Origin of the sequence: Exiguobacterium sp. s127 (genome assembly GCF_018618695.1) — a bacterium.
Taxonomy (GTDB): domain Bacteria; phylum Bacillota; class Bacilli; order Exiguobacteriales; family Exiguobacteriaceae; genus Exiguobacterium_A; species Exiguobacterium_A oxidotolerans.
Genome location: NZ_JACSMO010000003.1, coordinates 233,654 through 249,851, shown reverse-complemented (window position 1 = coordinate 249,851; position 16,198 = coordinate 233,654). Strand labels below are relative to the sequence as shown.

Genomic DNA, 16,198 nt, shown 5'->3' with positions numbered 1-16,198 from the left:
TAGTTTTATAGTGTGTAGCCATGTTGTGAAGCCATCTGACGAGCTTTGCCAGCGTCTTCACGGAAAAGTTGTCCTTGAGCCGTGAGGTCGAAATGCTCCGGTGACCAAGGATTCTTATCTGCACCGCCTGCTCCGCCTCCTCCTGCTGGATTCGTGCTATAATCTTTGAACTTTTTCTGCACCTCTTCTGCGACCAGCTCGTCGATATGAGACTTGAGCGATGTAACCCGCTTCGAAATCTCCTCTTCTGTGTCAGCGAGAACGAAATCTGCAAATTTCTGTGGAATTTTAGCGTCGTCCAGCTTGTCGCGTACGATCAAGCGGTTCTCACGGTCCTGTAATTGCTTCTCACGATCCGCGAGTTGTTTCTCAAGGTCTTGCGCCTTCTGTTCTTGCTGTTGTTTCTCATAGTCAGCTCGTTGCTTGTCCGTCATTGCGTTCTTCTTGAGTTCCTCGAACTGACCGGACAGGTCGGTGAACTGACCCTCAATCTTCCTCTTGTCCTCAACGAATTGATTCGTACGACGATCGAGCTCACGTTGGAACTCTTCTTGCGTGTACGTCTTGACTTGCTGTTTATCTTTATCATCAGGATTACCGCCTCCGCCACTAGACGGGTCCGGATCATCTGCAAAGAACTGAAGGTTGAGGGGTAAACGATAGTTTGGTTGCTTGATAGATTGTTTCACGTTGATTGACTCCTTTGTGCGTTACCATATCGCCGCCCCGTCGTTCGCCCCAGTGTTCAGCCCCAGTTGCCCGTTGCCTACTGACCGTTGCTACTTGCCGTTGGTTTGTTATGATCCCGCGAGTAGTTTTATTGGATCGTGTTACTGATTGTTTGATCTACCGGATAAAAGCCGCCTGCTGGGTCGAATGAGTAGACCTTAACTTGCGCATAGTTCCGGATGAGCTCGCCATGTTTTGACTCACGGATGGGAACCGCAAAAAATAACTGCCCTTCAATGGCAGCCACTTCATGAAGCGTCCCTTCACTTGTGTAGAAGCGGTCACCGACTTGGTATAACTGCATCACACCGCACCTTCCTTCCATTTGTTGAAATCACGGGTTAAGTTCTCCTGACCAGTCTTGAAATCAATCTGCTTGACGCCAGCGACTTCATAGCGGGCAACACATCGACAGTTGATGTCGTTCTGTGGCGTTCCGCTGTGACCTGGCATCTGTGCCCTCACGCCGTGTAACAAATCGAAAGGCTCGTTGAGTTGGCGCTTCTGTCCTTCCAGTACGATGTGATTGGCTTTGCCTGTATGACGTACCTTCTCGTCGCCCATGTTCATCCAATACTTGACCATCAGGATGCCTTGAGCGTCCGCGTTCTGTGCGCTGTCGTTGTTGGCTTTCTCATGGACTCGGTGTGACTCGGTCTGTGTGATCACCTTAGCGCGGTTGTAATCCATCGTGAACACTGTTTGAATCTCTTCAGCCATCTCTTGAAACGTGTAGCCAGCGACGAGACCATTCTGTATCGATCGGTTGATGTCCGCGACAATCTTGGCTCGTGAGCTTTCGAGTGACTTGTCTAAGCGGAGACCATAGACCGGATTGTCCTCCATGATCGCGAGGAGTTCCGGCATCCGTGGCGTCTTGTTCGCCAGTGTCTTGTCGATAGCGTTCTCAATGCCGAATGACATCCAGTCGTAAGAGAGCTCGTAGCTGTCTTCCAGTAGCTTTCCGATGACAGTACGGTTGTACCTACCCAAGCGGTTCGCTTGAGCCATGGCGGTCTGTTTTAGCCGCTGTAGCTCACGATAACTCTTGATGTCGGCATAACCGATTTTGCCATCCTTGCCAAGACGTGAGTAAATGACCCCGACTTGACCGATGAGGTCACGGACGACCGTCTCGTATTCCCTCCGGATCGCTCGGACGACTTCTTGCTCCCGCTTGGTCGTCAACTTGTACACATAATCAAAAAATCGTGTCCATTGCCATCGCATTTAGATCACTTCTTTCGATTGTGGGTCAGTCGGTGGCGTGACATTCAGCGGGTCAAGCTGTTCATATGCCGCTCTGTCCTTCTCGTTCTGCTGATCGATGAGCTCTTGCTCCTTCTCCGGATCCGTAATCTTCGGGAATAGAGACAAGCGGGTGACATTGCTGACCGCTCCCATGAGTAGCTTCTGTACTCGTGCCTCATACTCAAGGTCTTCCGGTAGATTCCGCTTGAACTGCATCTTCATAGCGAATGGGTCGAACACGATGTTCTTTTTGCTCCAAGCGGTAGCAAGTACCTCGAACATGCGGATGCTGGACGCCTTGTACTTCTTCTCGAACGTCGAGCGCTTGTTTTCGAAACCTGTGAGTTTGTGTTCCAGTGAGACGCCAGTGGCATTCCCCGCGAAGCTGTCGTCATTCATGTTCGGTGTCGAGGACTTCTCATAGATCTCGTCCTTCATGCGGGTGAGGTGGTTCTCAATCGCCGTGTCGTTGATCTGTTGTGAGAAGAAGTCGATGTCCATGTCCGGCTCGTCGAGATTGAACACACCCGTCATTTGGACCATCTCAATCATTTCCTCATCTACCGAGAACCCGCGCGCTTTCATGTAGGCAAGACGCCAGCTCTCGATGAAGCTGTTCATGTCTGACAAGGTGCGGTCATACCCGTCTATCAGGCTTAGATGCTTCTCGATGTCACTCAAGAGCTCCGAGTTGTTCTCATAGCCGATGACCGGACATAGATCGTACAGGTGAGCCATCGGGTTAATGGGCTCGTCTGTATCCTTGATGAAGCCTGACCCACTATCGATGTAATAGAACACGAACGTGTCGGTATAAAACTCGACCCGCTGCACGATTTCTCCTGCATTGATTTCGTAGTCGTAATAGCGAATAGCGAACTCCGGTTCGGAAATTCCATCATCTCCGAAGAGAATCGTCTCCCATGGTTTAAGCGTCTTGATGCGTTCCTCTCCATCCTTGAGATAGAGCAAACGGGCACCGTACCCGCATAACGAGCAAAACTTGGTGACTTCCTCGTCTTTGTCGTCGATGATGTTGCGCTGGGTGAAGGTCTCGAGCTGGCTGTTTGCTCGCTCAAACTCCGGCTTGGTCTTGTCGTAGCTATATGCTATCGGCTCACCAGCGAAATACCCGACCTTCATGTCGACGATCTGTCCGACGAAATCGACGTTGATCTTGTTGTTCACGGCTTTGCTGTTCCGCTTGAGCTCACGAGTGAAGATGGGCACGTCCATCTCGTCCTCTCGGGCAAGGTAGCGGCGGAAGTTCTTCTTCATGACCTCTGCTCGTTTCATGTGCTTGTTGATGGCACTCTTGAGCGTTTCAGCAGATGGCTCTGACTGCTCGCGGATCTCTTTGCGGAATTGGCGTAGCTCGTAGTTAAAATCCGGCAATACTGACTCGGTCGACACGTTATCACCCCTTTCATTCTTCTTTAGCTTGATGGATCGTGCGGAACACTTCTGCCGCTTCGTGCAGCTCCATCTTGTCTGTCTTATCAATCAGTTTGATGATGAGTTTCTTTTCGAGGTCTTCCCTCAATTCCTCAAGGCTCTTATCCTCGCCCATGGTCAACCCTCCTTAAATCGGAACGGCAACACCAGCCGAAGCACCTTTTCGCATGACGACCGTTTGACAGAAATAGCGGAGTGCATCCATCGCATGGTCATGCTCCTTCATCGGTTTGTCCTCACCGCGATCCTTTGCCGCCTTCTCATCCCATATGTAGGAATGGAACTCGCGGAACGTGTGAGTCAATCCAGCGAAGAACTTAATCTTGCCTTGAATCATGGCCGTCTTCGTGTTTCGTATGCCGTCGATGACTTCGTTATGAGCCTTCTTGACTCGGAAACCGTCACGGCGCAACTGTGTGATGAACGAAGCCGCGGATGGGTCGACGATGATCCGTTTCACCTTGAATCCGAAGATGAACTCTCTCATGGCTTCGCTGTACTCGCTGTCGGTCTTCTGACGCGAGGTTTCCCGACCGGAATGGTAATACTCCTTGATGGCATACCATGTCTTGCCGTGCAATCCCCACAGGATGAACACTGTCGGGTTCTGTGTACCATAGTCGACGCTGACCTCAAAGTCTGTCATGCGTCCGATGAAAGCGTTCTGTTCTGCTGGACTATTGAATCGCTTGATGTCTTTCTCTTCGTCGAAATTATCAAAGATAAGTCCTTCCGACATGACCCAAAGCCCCATAATATAGCGCTGATAGAACACACCGCTGTATAGTCGCTTATATCGTCCTCTCACCTCGTCTGAAAGTGACGGGTTGTCATCCATCGTAAAGTGAATATGAAGTGCATTCTTCTCTTTCGTCTGATCAAGCCATTCCAGCTTGAACCAATGGTAAGGACCAGCGGGGTTCATGTTGAACCAGAGCTTTGATCCCGTCACTGAACAACGAGCGGTCGCTTGATTGACGAATGATCGTGGCATGAGTGCTGCTTCATCAAAGAACATCCCAGCGAGCGTGATACCTTGAATCAAGTCCTGCGAGCTCTCATCTTTCCCACCGAATACATAAAACGTATTGAACTTGCCGCCCTTGCTAACTTCGAGGCAGTTGTCCGCCCGCTTGTCTTTGACCTTGTATCCGCGACCTTTCAGCATCTTCTTGAGCGGCTGAATGACGTTCCGTCTTAAAGAACCGATTGTTTTCCCTGCCATACCGAGCTGTTCGTCATCAAATGTTTCCATTGCCCACAGAACGTAAGAGAGTGACATGATTAGCGTTTTTCCCGCTCGTACAGATCCGTCACAGATGATGGCATCATGCTGTTTCGCGGATGGATGCTTCCACCACGTCAACACTTTCATCTGTTTATTCGAGAACGGTGTGAACTTGAAAACGTTCCCTTTCGATTTCTTAGACGTCTTCATGATCTTCACTCCATACTTCGTCCACTTTGCCTTCCAACGCTTGGATGAATCCGTCATCGTCCATCTCGTCCGGTTCGTCCTCTCTTCTGAAACGATCGATCTCCAATTTCAATTTCTCAAGACGTAGCTGCTTCTCTTCATCGCCATTCGTCAGATGTTCATACGAGCGGATCATGCTGTCGAGCCGTCCTTGGGAACGAGCGAGTGCTGCCATGAACGACGCTTGCTTCTCATAGGCGAACATGATTTTCCAGCCATCTTTCTTTTCGCCTTCTTCCGTCTGCTCTTTCGACAAATCATCTTTGTCTTCTACATACATCACTTCAAGCGAATGTAAGATGTTCGCATACATCAACTGGATCTGGTCCCACAGCATGTCAGCGGGATTACGGTCGTGTACGACGTCCATGATGTCCCGAATCTTCTGAGGCAGATATTCGGCATACAGTCCATGCAACCGTGCGTTCTGATTGCCAGCAGGAGCACCGCCGGTATTCCCTAATGCATGCGTATTTCCTTTCTTTGCACCACGGACACGTTTAAGAGCGCTCCTATTCGAATTAGGAGCGCTCTCATTCGTATCTTGATTGATTTCATCATCCCAGCGGTCGGTGGCTTTCCACTTTCGAACGGTATTTGAAGTGACTTCGAGTTGTTTTGCGAGATCGACGAGTTTTAAGTCTTTTCCCTCTTTTACACTCAAAATCCATATCCGCTTCGCCTCGTCCCGCCGGGGGTCTCGAGGTCTAGCCACTTCTACCACCACCCTTCATGAGAACTGTTCGTCCTCGATTTGATTATGTGTTGTTCCGCAGTCAACTGGTCCTACGTCTCACGATTAACGTTTTGTGTGTCTGACGCTTCGTTCCTGATACAATGATGCCGATTCACATGCCAAGATGTGGCCCGCTCGTAGCGTGCTTCATACGGGATTCTGATGATGCTTTTTCGCTTCGATTAATCGACAAATTTACTCATCCCTTCCTTCGCATTCCGCAAGTATGATTAACTACTCTATACTTTTTGAACCACTATTGCGAGTGTCCGAAACGCTTCTCATATCAACTATCCATTCGAAGTCATCTCCATTCTCCTCTCTTGTGTTTCAAACGAAACAATTAGATTAGATTCAATCTCTATCATCTCGTTGTAGGGCACAAAAAAAGCACCCCGAGGGGTGCTTAGGCTTCAACCTTATATAAAAGCGCTTCTCTGATTAAATCTTCAAATTCCTCTTGTGTAAACACAACCTCTTTTTGTCGATCGATTCCTACACTGACACTTGATTTTAAAATTTTAATAGTCGATTCGTGAGTACCAACTTTAATCTCAGCGATTCTTTGAGGTGGTGGTGCGGGGTCAAGGTCTTGATATGAACATTCTATTAAGAACGTATGGGATTTACTAATGTCAGGTTCAACCTTAAGATGTCTAACATAGTGATCTCCAAACAATGAAGTATCGACTTTTAAAGTTGTACTTTTTCTATAATCATCTTCGATATAATTAACTAGAGGGTCGCCGCCAATAGAATAATCAGACATTCCATCTTTCAGTTCCTTAAAGATAGATACAACCTTACCATAAACTGCACCCATGTCTGTATACTTACGGGTTTCCATTTTCCAATTTAAGTGTTCTTTTAAATCATTTATTAATGGTTTCATCTTAAAACTCCTATCAAATTTATTACACAGCTTTTTCTCTATTCGATAGAAAATTGTAAATTCCTGCAAACAACGCACGACTACTCCGCCCCCGTGTTTGATTCATGTTTGTTTTGGCTGCGTCGCACGCTGTTGGCAAAAAGCGAATCATCTCACTCGCTCGAGTTCTTTTTTCCAAAGGTATTTCAGCCATTCACTTTGCGGGATCTTCTTGACGGCTCCCGTTCGTTTGTCTTTACGATTCTTGTTTACCTTCCAGCAAATCACGAATGGTTTGTCTTTCATACGTCTCACTCCTTTGTATGTACAAATATCCGGATGAGAACGACAGCTGCAGGCATCTGGGGAATGGCAGGGAGCTATCGTAATAATGATCGAGGAAGTCATCACCTCATCCGGATACTTCTGCATACAAAAAAGACGCCCTGTCCGTTACAAGGCGTCTGCTATGTGAGTAATGCTTATGTCCTGTAGAACAATGCAACCGTCGTCGCACCCGCTTCGTCTACATAGAAAGAATATCACGTATTCGACAAGTTTTTGTATCAAGATTGTATCAAAAAAGTATCATCCAAAAATAAAACCGTTTTTTTGATTTTTTTTGAAACTAAACCATTTATTTATCGTAAAAAACATTAAATACCAAAAACAGAAAAAGGAGATGATTAGAATGTTTAGTCAAAATCATTACGTGCCCGTACTTAAGTGGAAACGAGGAGAGCGAAACGCATTAGAGAATCTAGACAATTCTCTTAAAAAATTCATGACTCCATTGATTGAAATCCAACCAATTACATTTGACCATGCTAAAGGTGAATTCAAAAAAACAATTGATAGTCATTTATGCAATTTAGGACCCGAAATAAAAAAATCATGGGGGATAGATGATCCAATCTTTATTGATGTGGATTCACTATATTTAAATGAGAATTTTACGGATGAATTTGTAGAGAGTGGCGAGCATACTGTAGAGTGTATTATTCATGCAGCTGAAGCAGAAGGGATTTTCGCAATTCCTGTAACTGGACTACAACGTTCAGAAGAATTTCAGCTAGCAATTAACCGAATGAGTCAATTATACAACAGAGGAGTTTGTATTCGATTAGAAGAAAGCGACTTGTCTGATTTGGAGACACTTCCAGACAGACTCTTTGATTTAACTAATAGCCTAGATTTAAATGCTAACCAAATTGATATCATTTTTGACTTTAAGCAAATCACTTTAGCTACGCCGCTTACCATCAAGGAATACACTGAAAAATTGCTTATTACCATGGCTCGTTTTCCAGAACTACAGAGCTGGAGAACTTTTACCGTATTAGCAACTGCTTATCCAAAGAACTTAAAAAAAATCCCAACACTTAGTGAAGGGAGTTTACCTAGATCGGAATGGATAGCTTATAAAGAACTGAAAAAATTACAATTAGCTAGAATTCCCTCGTTTGGAGATTATAACATTAACAATCCTCAGTTCGTTAACATTGATCCGCGTCTCTTAACATTGGGTGCAAACGTTCGCTATACAGCTAATGACGACTTTTTAATCTTTCGAGGAGGAGCTATTAAAAAATATAAATTTAACCAGATGGTACAAATTGCAAATAGCATAATTCAAAACTCTAGTTATTATGGCCAGAATTTCTCATATGGTGATAAGTATATCTTCGATTGTGCAAATGGTAATGTAGGTACAGGAAATTCTGAAACTTGGGTTACTGTGGGGATAAATCATCATCTAACTTTAGTCGCTCATGATTTTTCCAACCTGTTCTCTGTTTCAACGTCGAATTAACAACTGATTTAACCTCTTCCAAACTCATACATTCACAAATTTTTTCGTAAAGTACTTCTCGAGGTTTGCTTAAATAGCCTTTTTGCAAACCTTGATTTTTTAATATTTCTAGAGCCTCATCCCTCCATAATAAGTGACTCAGTGCAAAGGCTTCTACCCCTTTATTTACTTGTCCTTTTCTAACTTCTTTAAGTTTAAGTTCATCTTTTTTTCTTGTCACGAGGATGATTCCCCACCATTTAGGTACTACTTCCCTTACTTTTTGAAGATATTTTCTCTGAACAACAATTGTCATTCTATCAAATACCCTATTATAATAATCAATTTGTCTTGGAAGCCTATTTAATGTGTCACTTTCACTTTTAATTTCATATCCATGAATGACACCATTGATAACTGCAACATCGACTCTGGACCTACCATGAATAATTCCGAGTTCATTTACAATCTTGCTATTCTTTTCTTCAATGTGTTTTTCTTCTAATTTTTGTAGCAGTATGGTTCTGATATCGTTATCTTTTAACATCTCCATCTAAATCATCCTTTGTTAAAAATCTATTTTTGATTTTAACATAACTTATTTATCTTCGTACTCATCCAACTCAAACTAAGCTTTTCTTTTTTAATATTCAATTACCCAATAAATGTAGTAATTAGTTGTTAATACAGATTTTCTAATCAATTTCCCACGTCAACTTTAATATCATCTTGATATTAAAATTGACCACTGCGAGGTCACGCTGTTCACCAACTGACAAGGTCATGGAAATCGTTATCTTTCGTTTCTAAGTCGGATAAGTGTTCGCACAGACTTTCTCTTCAACGCGTTGTTGAAACGTTCTGCGAATGCATTGAGATTGATTTTATGTTATGGCATATGATTCCCTCCCATTGGTTGATTGTGATTGGATGATGTCGTGGATTTGTAGACGACCGATTGGTGTCCACTTCATCGTGATCGTACAGTCCATACTGCCATTACGGTGCATGAACGGATATTCGTTGATTGTGACGAGACCACGCTTCAAGTGAGCCGTGCAGAGCTCCCAGCTCCCGTTGACTTTCCGCTGGATACCAGCTTGCTCGAGGAGAGCGTTCAACTTCCTTGCCGTCATGCCGTATCCTTTCGCGACTTTTGTCGTCGTCGTCGACCGCTTGTCTGCTAGGATGCGTTCAAGCATCGGATCAGGACTCATGTCTATCGCACCCTTCAAGTTCAAGTTGGAGTTGGTTTCCGGTATCGCTCTGGTGCCGTAGCCACTTTTCTTTGCAAATTGGTCCGATGCCTTCTCTTTGACTTTCCGTCGTCGTGAGCCGACGTCTGCAGACCGGACAATAGCCGGTCCGAGACTTCGGTGGTCTGCGTCTCATGACCCGGACTTCGCGGTGTCAATCAAGCGCAACAGCATTCCCTGCTCACTGCGGAAGCGCGGGATGCGCATCTGTTCGTAGCGTTGCTGCCAATCTTCTAGGATCATCCCGACGACCGCCTCCTCATCGGTCTCGACTTCCGGACGAAGTGCGTCCATCTTGCCCATCATGTCGATTAGGATGACGCGCTGTCCGTTCCCGCCAGCGCCGAGCATATGATACTCGTCCTCAACGAGACGATATAGCGAGTTGAACGTCACCTTCGTCTCTTCTTGCCCGGCTAATTGTGTTGTCTGTTCCATGTCATTCGCCCCATTTCATGATTAGTAGTGTTCTGCCGCGATGCTCAGATAGTCGAGCAAGACGCCATCTTTTGAAACGACCTCGCTCGTCTGTTCCACGAACCAACTCAGCGGAATCGACTTGCGTTCGCGTTGGTTCGCCCAGTCAAGTGCGTCGCCGCTTGAGAGATAAAACGTCTTGCCTAGTTTCTCGAAGTGGATCAGCAGGAAAGCCATGCCGCCGAAGTCCTCGATGCGTCGAAGTTCGTCGAATTGGTGTGTCTCGATGTTCTTGAGCGGGAAGGATATCGCATTTTTCGTCGATTTTGCGTCGAACGAGAGGTATCGTCCCTGATGCATCCCGGCGAAGTCCAACCCGCCTGACTTCTCGAACCAGTACTTGCGGACATTACCTTCCTTGTCGAGCTGAAACTTTGCTTCCGGAAAGGTCTTGCGAACGTGCGCGACTTTCTTAAGTCTGTAGTGTTGGTTTGACATCTCGAGCATCGTCTCGAACCGCTTGCCACGATTGGCATGGTGTCTCATCGGGATCCTCCTTCCAAAATGGATTTGGTGTCTTGTCCGCGAGGAACAAGGAAACGCTGCGTGGTCGCTGCTGGACCAATCGTTCGTACCGATAACGCTTGAAGTCGATGATCATGTCAGTCCTCCCAGATACCGAAATGGTCAGCGACGGTCCCGAGTAGCTTGTCCTTCGCCTCGTAATAGGTGTTGCGGTTGCCATAGCGCATCATCTCGATGACGACGTTGTCCGTGTACTTGAGCTTCGGACGGTACCGTAGATTCCAAATCTGGTTCAAGTCTGGGTCCGTCTCTTCTAACTCCTCCTGGATTCGAAGCAAGAGCCGGTGTTCCGCTTCCGCTTGCCGAAGTTGTTCAAGTAGCATGACTGCCTTCTCGACGTTGCTAGATGGTCTCGTGTTGAGTTGTACCTCGCTTGCCTGATACCCAGCCGTGATGGACGGTGCGCTGCGTGCCTTGAGTGACTCGATGCGGGACGGGAGCGTAAACAGGCTTCTCAGCTTGTTCTCGACCATCGTCCGTTGTGCTTTGGTCAACTTATGTGTGATGAATTCCATCCTGTGCCGTCTTCCCTTTCATGTTAGAGTCTCAGCGGTCTCCACCCTTCATTGATCAAGCGTTGCGTCTCATGTTGTGGTGCGTCCGGGATGTACAGCACTATGTACTGGCTCTTCTCGCGACGCTCGAACAACTGGGGTCTTGATCCGCTGTATTTTATGCGTGCTCGACGCTTGGCCATCGTGTCGTTACCTCGTGTTCCTCGAGGGCACGCCCTTCGAGCTTCCACTCGCGTCGTTCGTTCGACAGCATCACCGCTGTCGTGATCGGTCGTAGTCCTTCCTCGACCTTGACGAGTTTCCCGTCGATCAGCGTATGCCGACGGATCTGGTTCGATATGAGCAGAATCTGCTCGTGCTCGAGTGTGTGTTTCCGGAAGACGAGCGTCTTCATGTCACCCCTCCTTTTTTCTCCCGATCCGGCAGCTCGATATAAGCCGTGTGTCGGGTATTGCCGTGACTGCTGACGTATCGCTTGCGACCGGTGTAGTGTTCGATCGCGAACTCCTTCTTGTTGTGGAGATACTGCTCTTTACCGAGGAACCGTGCACCGCGGCTCTCATGCTCCGCGATGCGACGATCCAGTCGTGCTTCATCCGTGTCTGTCAGTCTGATCCGCATCTTATGCCTCCTCGAGAGGTACTTGTCCATGTCAACCAAGCGGATGACGGCGGCGGCGTTTCCTTCCTGAGCGACGAATGTGCTCTTTGCCGTTCATCCCTTGTTCGTCTAAACAATTGTCGAAGTAGTTCCGTGACATCGACTTGCCATAGAGTGCCCTTGCCGCTTCGAATGTCACGGTATAGGTGACGTGTTTCGTGGCGTTTGCGGACCGTCTGGCGATACCAAGGGTGCAAAGGTGCTCCCAGTCGGCGTTCGCACCAATCGATCCGTAGTAGTTTCGCCACGGCTTCTTCCGTTTGTTCAGACCGAGCGCGTACCGAAGCTTCCGGAGATGCTCCGTCGTCAGCTGTTCGATGATGTGCGGGATGCTCAACTCCTTTCCGGTGTCTCGAGCGATCGAAGGAGTGCCTCGACCTCTTCGTCATCAGGGACGTTTGATGTGAACGCCTCCTTCTGCTTCGCTTCGTGCGCTTGTTGCTTCTCCTTCTCTTTCGCGAGCCATTCCGGTTCCTTCATGCCGGACGATGCATGACGTCGATTCCCGCCACGGGTCCGTTGTCGTTCACGGAACTGGTTCGCTTGATCCCTCGCTTGCTCGACCGTCTGGACGCCAGCTTGTGCCCATGTCTTCAGGATGCCGGTGATATAGGTGTACTTGCGGACGTTCGAGAGCGTCGCCGTTTCGATGGCGAATTGGACCAGCTCGGCACCGTAACTCTTGACGTCGTCCTCGATCTTCTCGATCGTGAACGGTGGCGCGAGGGGTTCGATGTTCGCTCGATAGAAGTTGATCAGTTTCGTCAGTGCGTCTTCCGCGCCCGCGTTTACTACTACTAGATCTTTTAGTTCTTTTGGTTCTTTAGTACCTTCAATACTTAGTAGTGTTCGATTTTCCACTTTTGGTTTTTCCACTTTTGGAAAATCGGATTCTGGTGGGACCACTTTCCGGTTTTCGCATTCTGGCGGGCTTGTTTCTTCCTCTGGTTCATCTGGATCTTCATTTCGTTCTTCTTCGGGATCAGGTTCTCCTGACTTGACCGCGAACACGGGACGTTCATGGACGACGAACTCCCACTCCTTGAACTTACCTTTCTCTCGGACGGGAACGCGCTTGACGTAACCTGCGTCCGTCAGTTCCTTGATGGCCGATCGTGTGCTCGCTCTTCCGTCACTCGAACGATTGACGAGATCCGTCTCACGGACCTTCCAGTCGTCCGGCAATCCCATTAGATAGCTGTGCAGTCCCTTCGCCTTCCAGCTCAATGTCTTTTCGTTCAGGAGCGTCTTGTCGAGAACGATATAGTTGTCTTCTTTCTTGATACGTATGATGGACATGTAATTCACCCCAGTGCTTTCTGTGAGACGTTTCGTGTACGTTCATTTGCTTCCGTGATCCGTGTAGATGCAGTATGGATCGCATGCAAGGCACTCCATGCAGCAGATCCCTCTGGTATCGCGTTCGGGAAGAGGACGTCTAGTTGTTCGATAAAATAGCGAATTGTCTCTGCTTCCTGCTTGATCACGTCATGCGGATCTTTCGCTTGTTTGCGGCTAACTTGTATGACTCTCATGGTTTCCCTCCTGTCCGGAGCATGATACACTAGAGTTCCTAGGCTAAAGTGTGTCATCGCTCTCTTGAGTGATGGCATTTTTTGTGTCTTCCGGTTCACGTTCGAGCCAGCGAAGGAAGAAGAATGCGAGTGGTGCGACGATCATGACGAAGAGCCAGGTGATTCCTGCCATGTAGATGAGCTCTGGTGACAATTGATTCACCTCCTTTCCGAACGATTCTTCAGGACGTCGAACCCGACGTCACCGAAAGCGACCAAAACAGCAACCGATGCAATACCATAGATGATGTACGCATTCATTTCAGCTTGATTGGTGGGTCCATTTGAATCAGATGCATTTCTAATGTGTCTTCCATCAGATGTAGGACATGCTGTTTGTTGATAGCATCAATCACGATAATCGGATCATTCTTGACCATCTGGTTGAAATGGACCAAAGCATCCTGCTCTGATTCCTCGACCATCTCCCGTGTCACATCGACTAGGACGTTTGAAATGACGTCTTCGACGTTGATAAGCGGTAAAAGTATTGGGTTCTCATGGAATCGATCCACGAGCGTATTGGCTAACACATCAAGATTCTTATACAGTGGCATGTCGATTCACTCCTTCGTTTGATTGATTCCAGTCATTGCACTCGACTCGCTGATCAAGCCATTCATACAGATGTTCGCGACGGATGATGATCTTGCCGTCGACTCGAGTGATCGGTAATCCGTTCTCTCTAATCTGTTTGTCGATCATGCTTCGGCTACAGCGTAGTTCCTCGCATACTTCCGGAACCGTCAGATATTCGCGTTTACGAGCGATGGCTGCTAGTGACTCTGCAATCCCATCTGCAATAATCTTTTTAAACTCTTTCTCATCAAATAACACTTGATTACCTCCAGTATTAAATTCTAATAGAAAATCAAGTAAAGTTGATATATACTCAACTAATCATTCAAAAAAAATTTCTGTTGATACATTAAATATTTTTTTCAACTTAACAATATCAACCTCACTGAATTTTGTTTCGCCATTTTCTCTTCTCCAATATGAAGATGAATCCATTTCCATTAGTTTTGCCATTTCTCTAACCGTTAATTTTTTATCTATTCTCAACCTGATTAATACTTTACGATTCAATATTATCACCCTTTCTTTTAGTTGAGTTATTATCAACTTAATTTGATAATAACTTTCTGTTGAGTATATGTCAACTTATTAATTATTAGTTCTCCATTTAATCATTGTTGAGATTTTTGAAACAAAATCATCTTATTTTGAGGTAATATCATTGTATAAACATTGTTTAATTAAGTAAGGTGGTGAATAAATTGAATCAGGATTTATTAAAAAAAATGATGGCAGATAGAATAAAAACATGCAGGAAGAATCATATTCCGAAAATGACACAAACAGAATTAGCAAAAACACTTGGGGTAGATAAAGCATTAATGAGTAAATATGAAAATCCTAAATATCCAGATATGCCACCTCACAGAGTATTGAATCAAATAGGAGATATTTTTGAAGTCTCACTCGACTATCTTAATGGTAGAGTTGACGATCCCCATATAACTTTAAGCGAATATATAGAACAGGCCTCTCGTGCAAATAAAATGATTGGAATGAGTTTCACTGAGGAAGAGCTTCAATCTCTAGATCAACAAAAAATCGATAAAATTATCCAGTACATGCGTGACCAGGTTAATCTTGCTATGACTGAATCCTCTTTTAAATCAAATAGTACAGAAAAATAATTTTCTCTACAAAAGCAAATAATAATGGTATATTTTATATTTTTACTAGCAAAAGAAAGTATTACAAAAGACACAGCTTAATCGGCTGTGTCTTTAAATTTATCCAATTTAGGATGCCAAAGTTCAACTTCCTCAGCAACCATAATATCTTTATTACGAAACATTACATAAGCCTCTAGTTCGTCACTCCAAAATCCTCTAAGTCCTTCGAATCCTTCATTGGTTTTTAAAATTACTTTTTTAGTACACATGCTATCCATCTATCCCCCACCTTTTACAAGAACTTATGTTCCTATTTTTTATTATGAAGGAAGTGTTTTCTTTTTACAAGTTGACATCCTTTCCTTATGATGAAAACTTTTCGACAATATTAACTAATTTTTGTCGAAACATGTCATACGATTTTTTCCAAAGCTTACCTTCTTCTTAAAATTGAAGACTTTTAAACATCTAAAAATTGGTAAAATAAAAAGACATGTAAATTTAGGGAGGAACTATCATGAAACACTTAGTTATTGGAACATCTATTACTGCAGCATTATTACTTGGTGGATGCGGAGAAGAATCTGCTGTCACAACAAAAGAAAACAAAACGACTGTCAAAGCTGATGAAAAAGCTGATACTAGTTCAGCGAAATCGGAAGAAACAAAAGCGGAGCCTGTCGAGACAAAAGAAGCAAATAAAGTCGAAAAAAGTGAAATCGGCGAAAAGACTATTCAATTCACGAACAAGAAGCTTGGAATCAGCACAAAACTTGGACCAATTAATTTCAAAATCAATAAAGTCCAGACTTCTCGCTTAAAAATTAATGAAGGTTACAAAAAGATGTTCGAGGATAAAGATGAAGTCACTTTGATCGTTCTAGAAGCTGATGTTGAGAACACAAGTGATGATTCTGTAAATTTCTATCCGAATCAAGCAAAACTCACAACAAATACTGGTGAGCAAATTGACGCAGCAATCGTTTTATCTGATGATGTCGGCGGTGAATTCATAGGTAAAGTTAAAAAATCAGGCAATATTATTTTCTTGGCCGAATCTGATCCGAAAAAAATTACTGATGTTAAATTTATTGTCGAAGGCCCAAGTGATGCTAACTTCACTTCTCTAGCAGAACGATATACCGTAGAGGTCAAAACAAAATAATTCCTTTTTTTGTACAATAGTTCGTTT

At 45.3% G+C, this 16,198-nt stretch carries 29 protein-coding genes; 3 read left to right on the top strand and 26 right to left on the bottom strand.

Annotation, left to right across the window (positions count from 1 at the left end):
* Positions 1-5: 5 nt before the first annotated feature.
* From KNP98_RS06280 to KNP98_RS06240, 9 genes are all read right to left on the bottom strand, one after another.
* Positions 6-689, bottom strand: a complete 684-nt coding sequence (locus KNP98_RS06280; RefSeq protein ID WP_214810912.1) for a capsid assembly scaffolding protein Gp46 family protein — start codon at positions 687-689, stop codon at positions 6-8.
* A 128-nt stretch (positions 690-817) separates the two neighbouring features.
* Positions 818-1,033, bottom strand: coding sequence for a hypothetical protein (locus KNP98_RS06275; RefSeq protein ID WP_214810910.1), 216 nt, complete (start codon positions 1,031-1,033; stop codon positions 818-820).
* Positions 1,033-1,959, bottom strand: a complete 927-nt coding sequence (locus KNP98_RS06270; RefSeq protein WP_214810909.1) for a phage minor head protein — start codon at positions 1,957-1,959, stop codon at positions 1,033-1,035. Before KNP98_RS06270 ends, KNP98_RS06275 begins: the two co-directional genes overlap by 1 nt.
* Positions 1,960-3,393, bottom strand: a complete 1,434-nt coding sequence (locus KNP98_RS06265; protein WP_214810908.1) for a phage portal protein — start codon at positions 3,391-3,393, stop codon at positions 1,960-1,962.
* A gap of 13 nt (positions 3,394-3,406) precedes the next feature.
* Positions 3,407-3,550 carry a hypothetical protein gene (locus tag KNP98_RS06260; RefSeq protein WP_214810906.1) on the bottom strand — a complete coding sequence of 48 codons (144 nt, stop codon included), beginning with the start codon at positions 3,548-3,550 and terminating at the stop codon, positions 3,407-3,409.
* Between the two features lie 12 nt (positions 3,551-3,562).
* Positions 3,563-4,873, bottom strand: a complete 1,311-nt coding sequence (locus KNP98_RS06255; protein ID WP_214810905.1) for a PBSX family phage terminase large subunit — start codon at positions 4,871-4,873, stop codon at positions 3,563-3,565.
* Positions 4,860-5,627: a phage terminase small subunit gene (gene terS, locus KNP98_RS06250; RefSeq protein WP_214810904.1), complete on the bottom strand. Its 768-nt coding sequence runs from the start codon at positions 5,625-5,627 to the stop codon at positions 4,860-4,862. Before terS ends, KNP98_RS06255 begins: the two co-directional genes overlap by 14 nt.
* A gap of 427 nt (positions 5,628-6,054) precedes the next feature.
* Positions 6,055-6,540 carry a hypothetical protein gene (locus KNP98_RS06245; RefSeq protein ID WP_214810902.1) on the bottom strand — a complete coding sequence of 162 codons (486 nt, stop codon included), beginning with the start codon at positions 6,538-6,540 and terminating at the stop codon, positions 6,055-6,057.
* Positions 6,541-6,687: 147 nt separating this feature from the next.
* Complete coding sequence (locus KNP98_RS06240; protein ID WP_214810900.1) at positions 6,688-6,825, bottom strand: hypothetical protein; 138 nt, start codon at positions 6,823-6,825, stop codon at positions 6,688-6,690.
* Between the two features lie 385 nt (positions 6,826-7,210).
* Here KNP98_RS06240 and KNP98_RS06235 point away from each other — a divergent pair, with 385 nt between their 5' ends.
* A complete protein-coding gene (locus KNP98_RS06235) occupies positions 7,211-8,332 on the top strand; it encodes a beta family protein (RefSeq protein ID WP_214810898.1) in 1,122 nt (373 codons plus the stop codon).
* On the opposite strand, the gene KNP98_RS06230 is transcribed toward KNP98_RS06235, so the two are convergent.
* The 16 genes from KNP98_RS06230 to KNP98_RS06160 form a co-directional block, all read right to left on the bottom strand.
* Entirely contained in the window at positions 8,253-8,864 is a 612-nt protein-coding gene (locus KNP98_RS06230) for a sce7726 family protein (protein ID WP_214810895.1), read from the bottom strand. The genes KNP98_RS06235 and KNP98_RS06230 overlap by 80 nt on opposite strands.
* Before the next feature lie 331 nt (positions 8,865-9,195).
* Positions 9,196-9,528, bottom strand: a complete 333-nt coding sequence (locus tag KNP98_RS06225; protein ID WP_214810893.1) for a phage antirepressor KilAC domain-containing protein — start codon at positions 9,526-9,528, stop codon at positions 9,196-9,198.
* Entirely contained in the window at positions 9,518-9,703 is a 186-nt protein-coding gene (locus KNP98_RS16245; protein WP_353048585.1) for a DUF6011 domain-containing protein, read from the bottom strand. The genes KNP98_RS06225 and KNP98_RS16245 overlap by 11 nt, the downstream gene beginning before the upstream one ends.
* On the bottom strand, positions 9,700-10,005 hold the full coding sequence (locus tag KNP98_RS06220) for a hypothetical protein (protein ID WP_214810891.1): 306 nt from the start codon (positions 10,003-10,005) through the stop codon (positions 9,700-9,702). Before KNP98_RS06220 ends, KNP98_RS16245 begins: the two co-directional genes overlap by 4 nt.
* 21 nt (positions 10,006-10,026) lie before the next feature.
* On the bottom strand, positions 10,027-10,530 hold the full coding sequence (locus KNP98_RS06215; protein ID WP_214810889.1) for a Holliday junction resolvase RecU: 504 nt from the start codon (positions 10,528-10,530) through the stop codon (positions 10,027-10,029).
* Entirely contained in the window at positions 10,457-10,645 is a 189-nt protein-coding gene (locus KNP98_RS06210; protein ID WP_214810887.1) for a hypothetical protein, read from the bottom strand. Before KNP98_RS06210 ends, KNP98_RS06215 begins: the two co-directional genes overlap by 74 nt.
* 1 nt (position 10,646) lies before the next feature.
* Positions 10,647-11,084, bottom strand: a complete 438-nt coding sequence (locus KNP98_RS06205) for a hypothetical protein (protein ID WP_214810885.1) — start codon at positions 11,082-11,084, stop codon at positions 10,647-10,649.
* 157 nt (positions 11,085-11,241) lie between these two features.
* Positions 11,242-11,478: a hypothetical protein gene (locus tag KNP98_RS06200; protein ID WP_214810884.1), complete on the bottom strand. Its 237-nt coding sequence runs from the start codon at positions 11,476-11,478 to the stop codon at positions 11,242-11,244.
* Entirely contained in the window at positions 11,475-11,705 is a 231-nt protein-coding gene (locus KNP98_RS06195) for a hypothetical protein (RefSeq protein ID WP_214810883.1), read from the bottom strand. The genes KNP98_RS06200 and KNP98_RS06195 overlap by 4 nt, the downstream gene beginning before the upstream one ends.
* A gap of 31 nt (positions 11,706-11,736) precedes the next feature.
* Positions 11,737-12,081 carry a hypothetical protein gene (locus tag KNP98_RS06190; protein ID WP_214810882.1) on the bottom strand — a complete coding sequence of 115 codons (345 nt, stop codon included), beginning with the start codon at positions 12,079-12,081 and terminating at the stop codon, positions 11,737-11,739.
* Entirely contained in the window at positions 12,078-13,043 is a 966-nt protein-coding gene (locus KNP98_RS06185; RefSeq protein ID WP_214810880.1) for a DnaD domain-containing protein, read from the bottom strand. The genes KNP98_RS06190 and KNP98_RS06185 overlap by 4 nt, the downstream gene beginning before the upstream one ends.
* A 5-nt stretch (positions 13,044-13,048) precedes the next feature.
* Positions 13,049-13,279: a hypothetical protein gene (locus tag KNP98_RS06180; protein ID WP_214810878.1), complete on the bottom strand. Its 231-nt coding sequence runs from the start codon at positions 13,277-13,279 to the stop codon at positions 13,049-13,051.
* Between the two features lie 43 nt (positions 13,280-13,322).
* Positions 13,323-13,472 (bottom strand): hypothetical protein, encoded by a 150-nt coding sequence (locus KNP98_RS06175; protein ID WP_214810875.1) that lies wholly within the window; start codon positions 13,470-13,472, stop codon positions 13,323-13,325.
* A 103-nt stretch (positions 13,473-13,575) separates the two neighbouring features.
* Positions 13,576-13,875, bottom strand: coding sequence for a hypothetical protein (locus KNP98_RS06170; protein WP_214810873.1), 300 nt, complete (start codon positions 13,873-13,875; stop codon positions 13,576-13,578).
* Positions 13,862-14,155, bottom strand: a complete 294-nt coding sequence (locus KNP98_RS16030) for a helix-turn-helix domain-containing protein (protein ID WP_214810872.1) — start codon at positions 14,153-14,155, stop codon at positions 13,862-13,864. The genes KNP98_RS06170 and KNP98_RS16030 overlap by 14 nt, the downstream gene beginning before the upstream one ends.
* A 63-nt stretch (positions 14,156-14,218) precedes the next feature.
* The gene (locus KNP98_RS06160) at positions 14,219-14,407 is read right to left on the bottom strand and encodes a helix-turn-helix domain-containing protein (RefSeq protein WP_214810871.1); all 189 of its coding nucleotides are present in this window, start codon (positions 14,405-14,407) and stop codon (positions 14,219-14,221) included.
* Between the two features lie 191 nt (positions 14,408-14,598).
* Here KNP98_RS06160 and KNP98_RS06155 point away from each other — a divergent pair, with 191 nt between their 5' ends.
* The gene (locus KNP98_RS06155) at positions 14,599-15,024 is read left to right on the top strand and encodes a helix-turn-helix domain-containing protein (RefSeq protein WP_214810870.1); all 426 of its coding nucleotides are present in this window, start codon (positions 14,599-14,601) and stop codon (positions 15,022-15,024) included.
* A gap of 77 nt (positions 15,025-15,101) precedes the next feature.
* Here the strand turns inward: KNP98_RS06155 and KNP98_RS06150 are convergent, their stop codons facing one another.
* Entirely contained in the window at positions 15,102-15,284 is a 183-nt protein-coding gene (locus tag KNP98_RS06150) for a hypothetical protein (RefSeq protein WP_214810869.1), read from the bottom strand.
* A gap of 239 nt (positions 15,285-15,523) precedes the next feature.
* Between KNP98_RS06150 and KNP98_RS06145 the strand changes: the two genes are divergently transcribed.
* Complete coding sequence (locus KNP98_RS06145) at positions 15,524-16,171, top strand: DUF4352 domain-containing protein (RefSeq protein ID WP_214810868.1); 648 nt, start codon at positions 15,524-15,526, stop codon at positions 16,169-16,171.
* Positions 16,172-16,198: the final 27 nt, after the last annotated feature.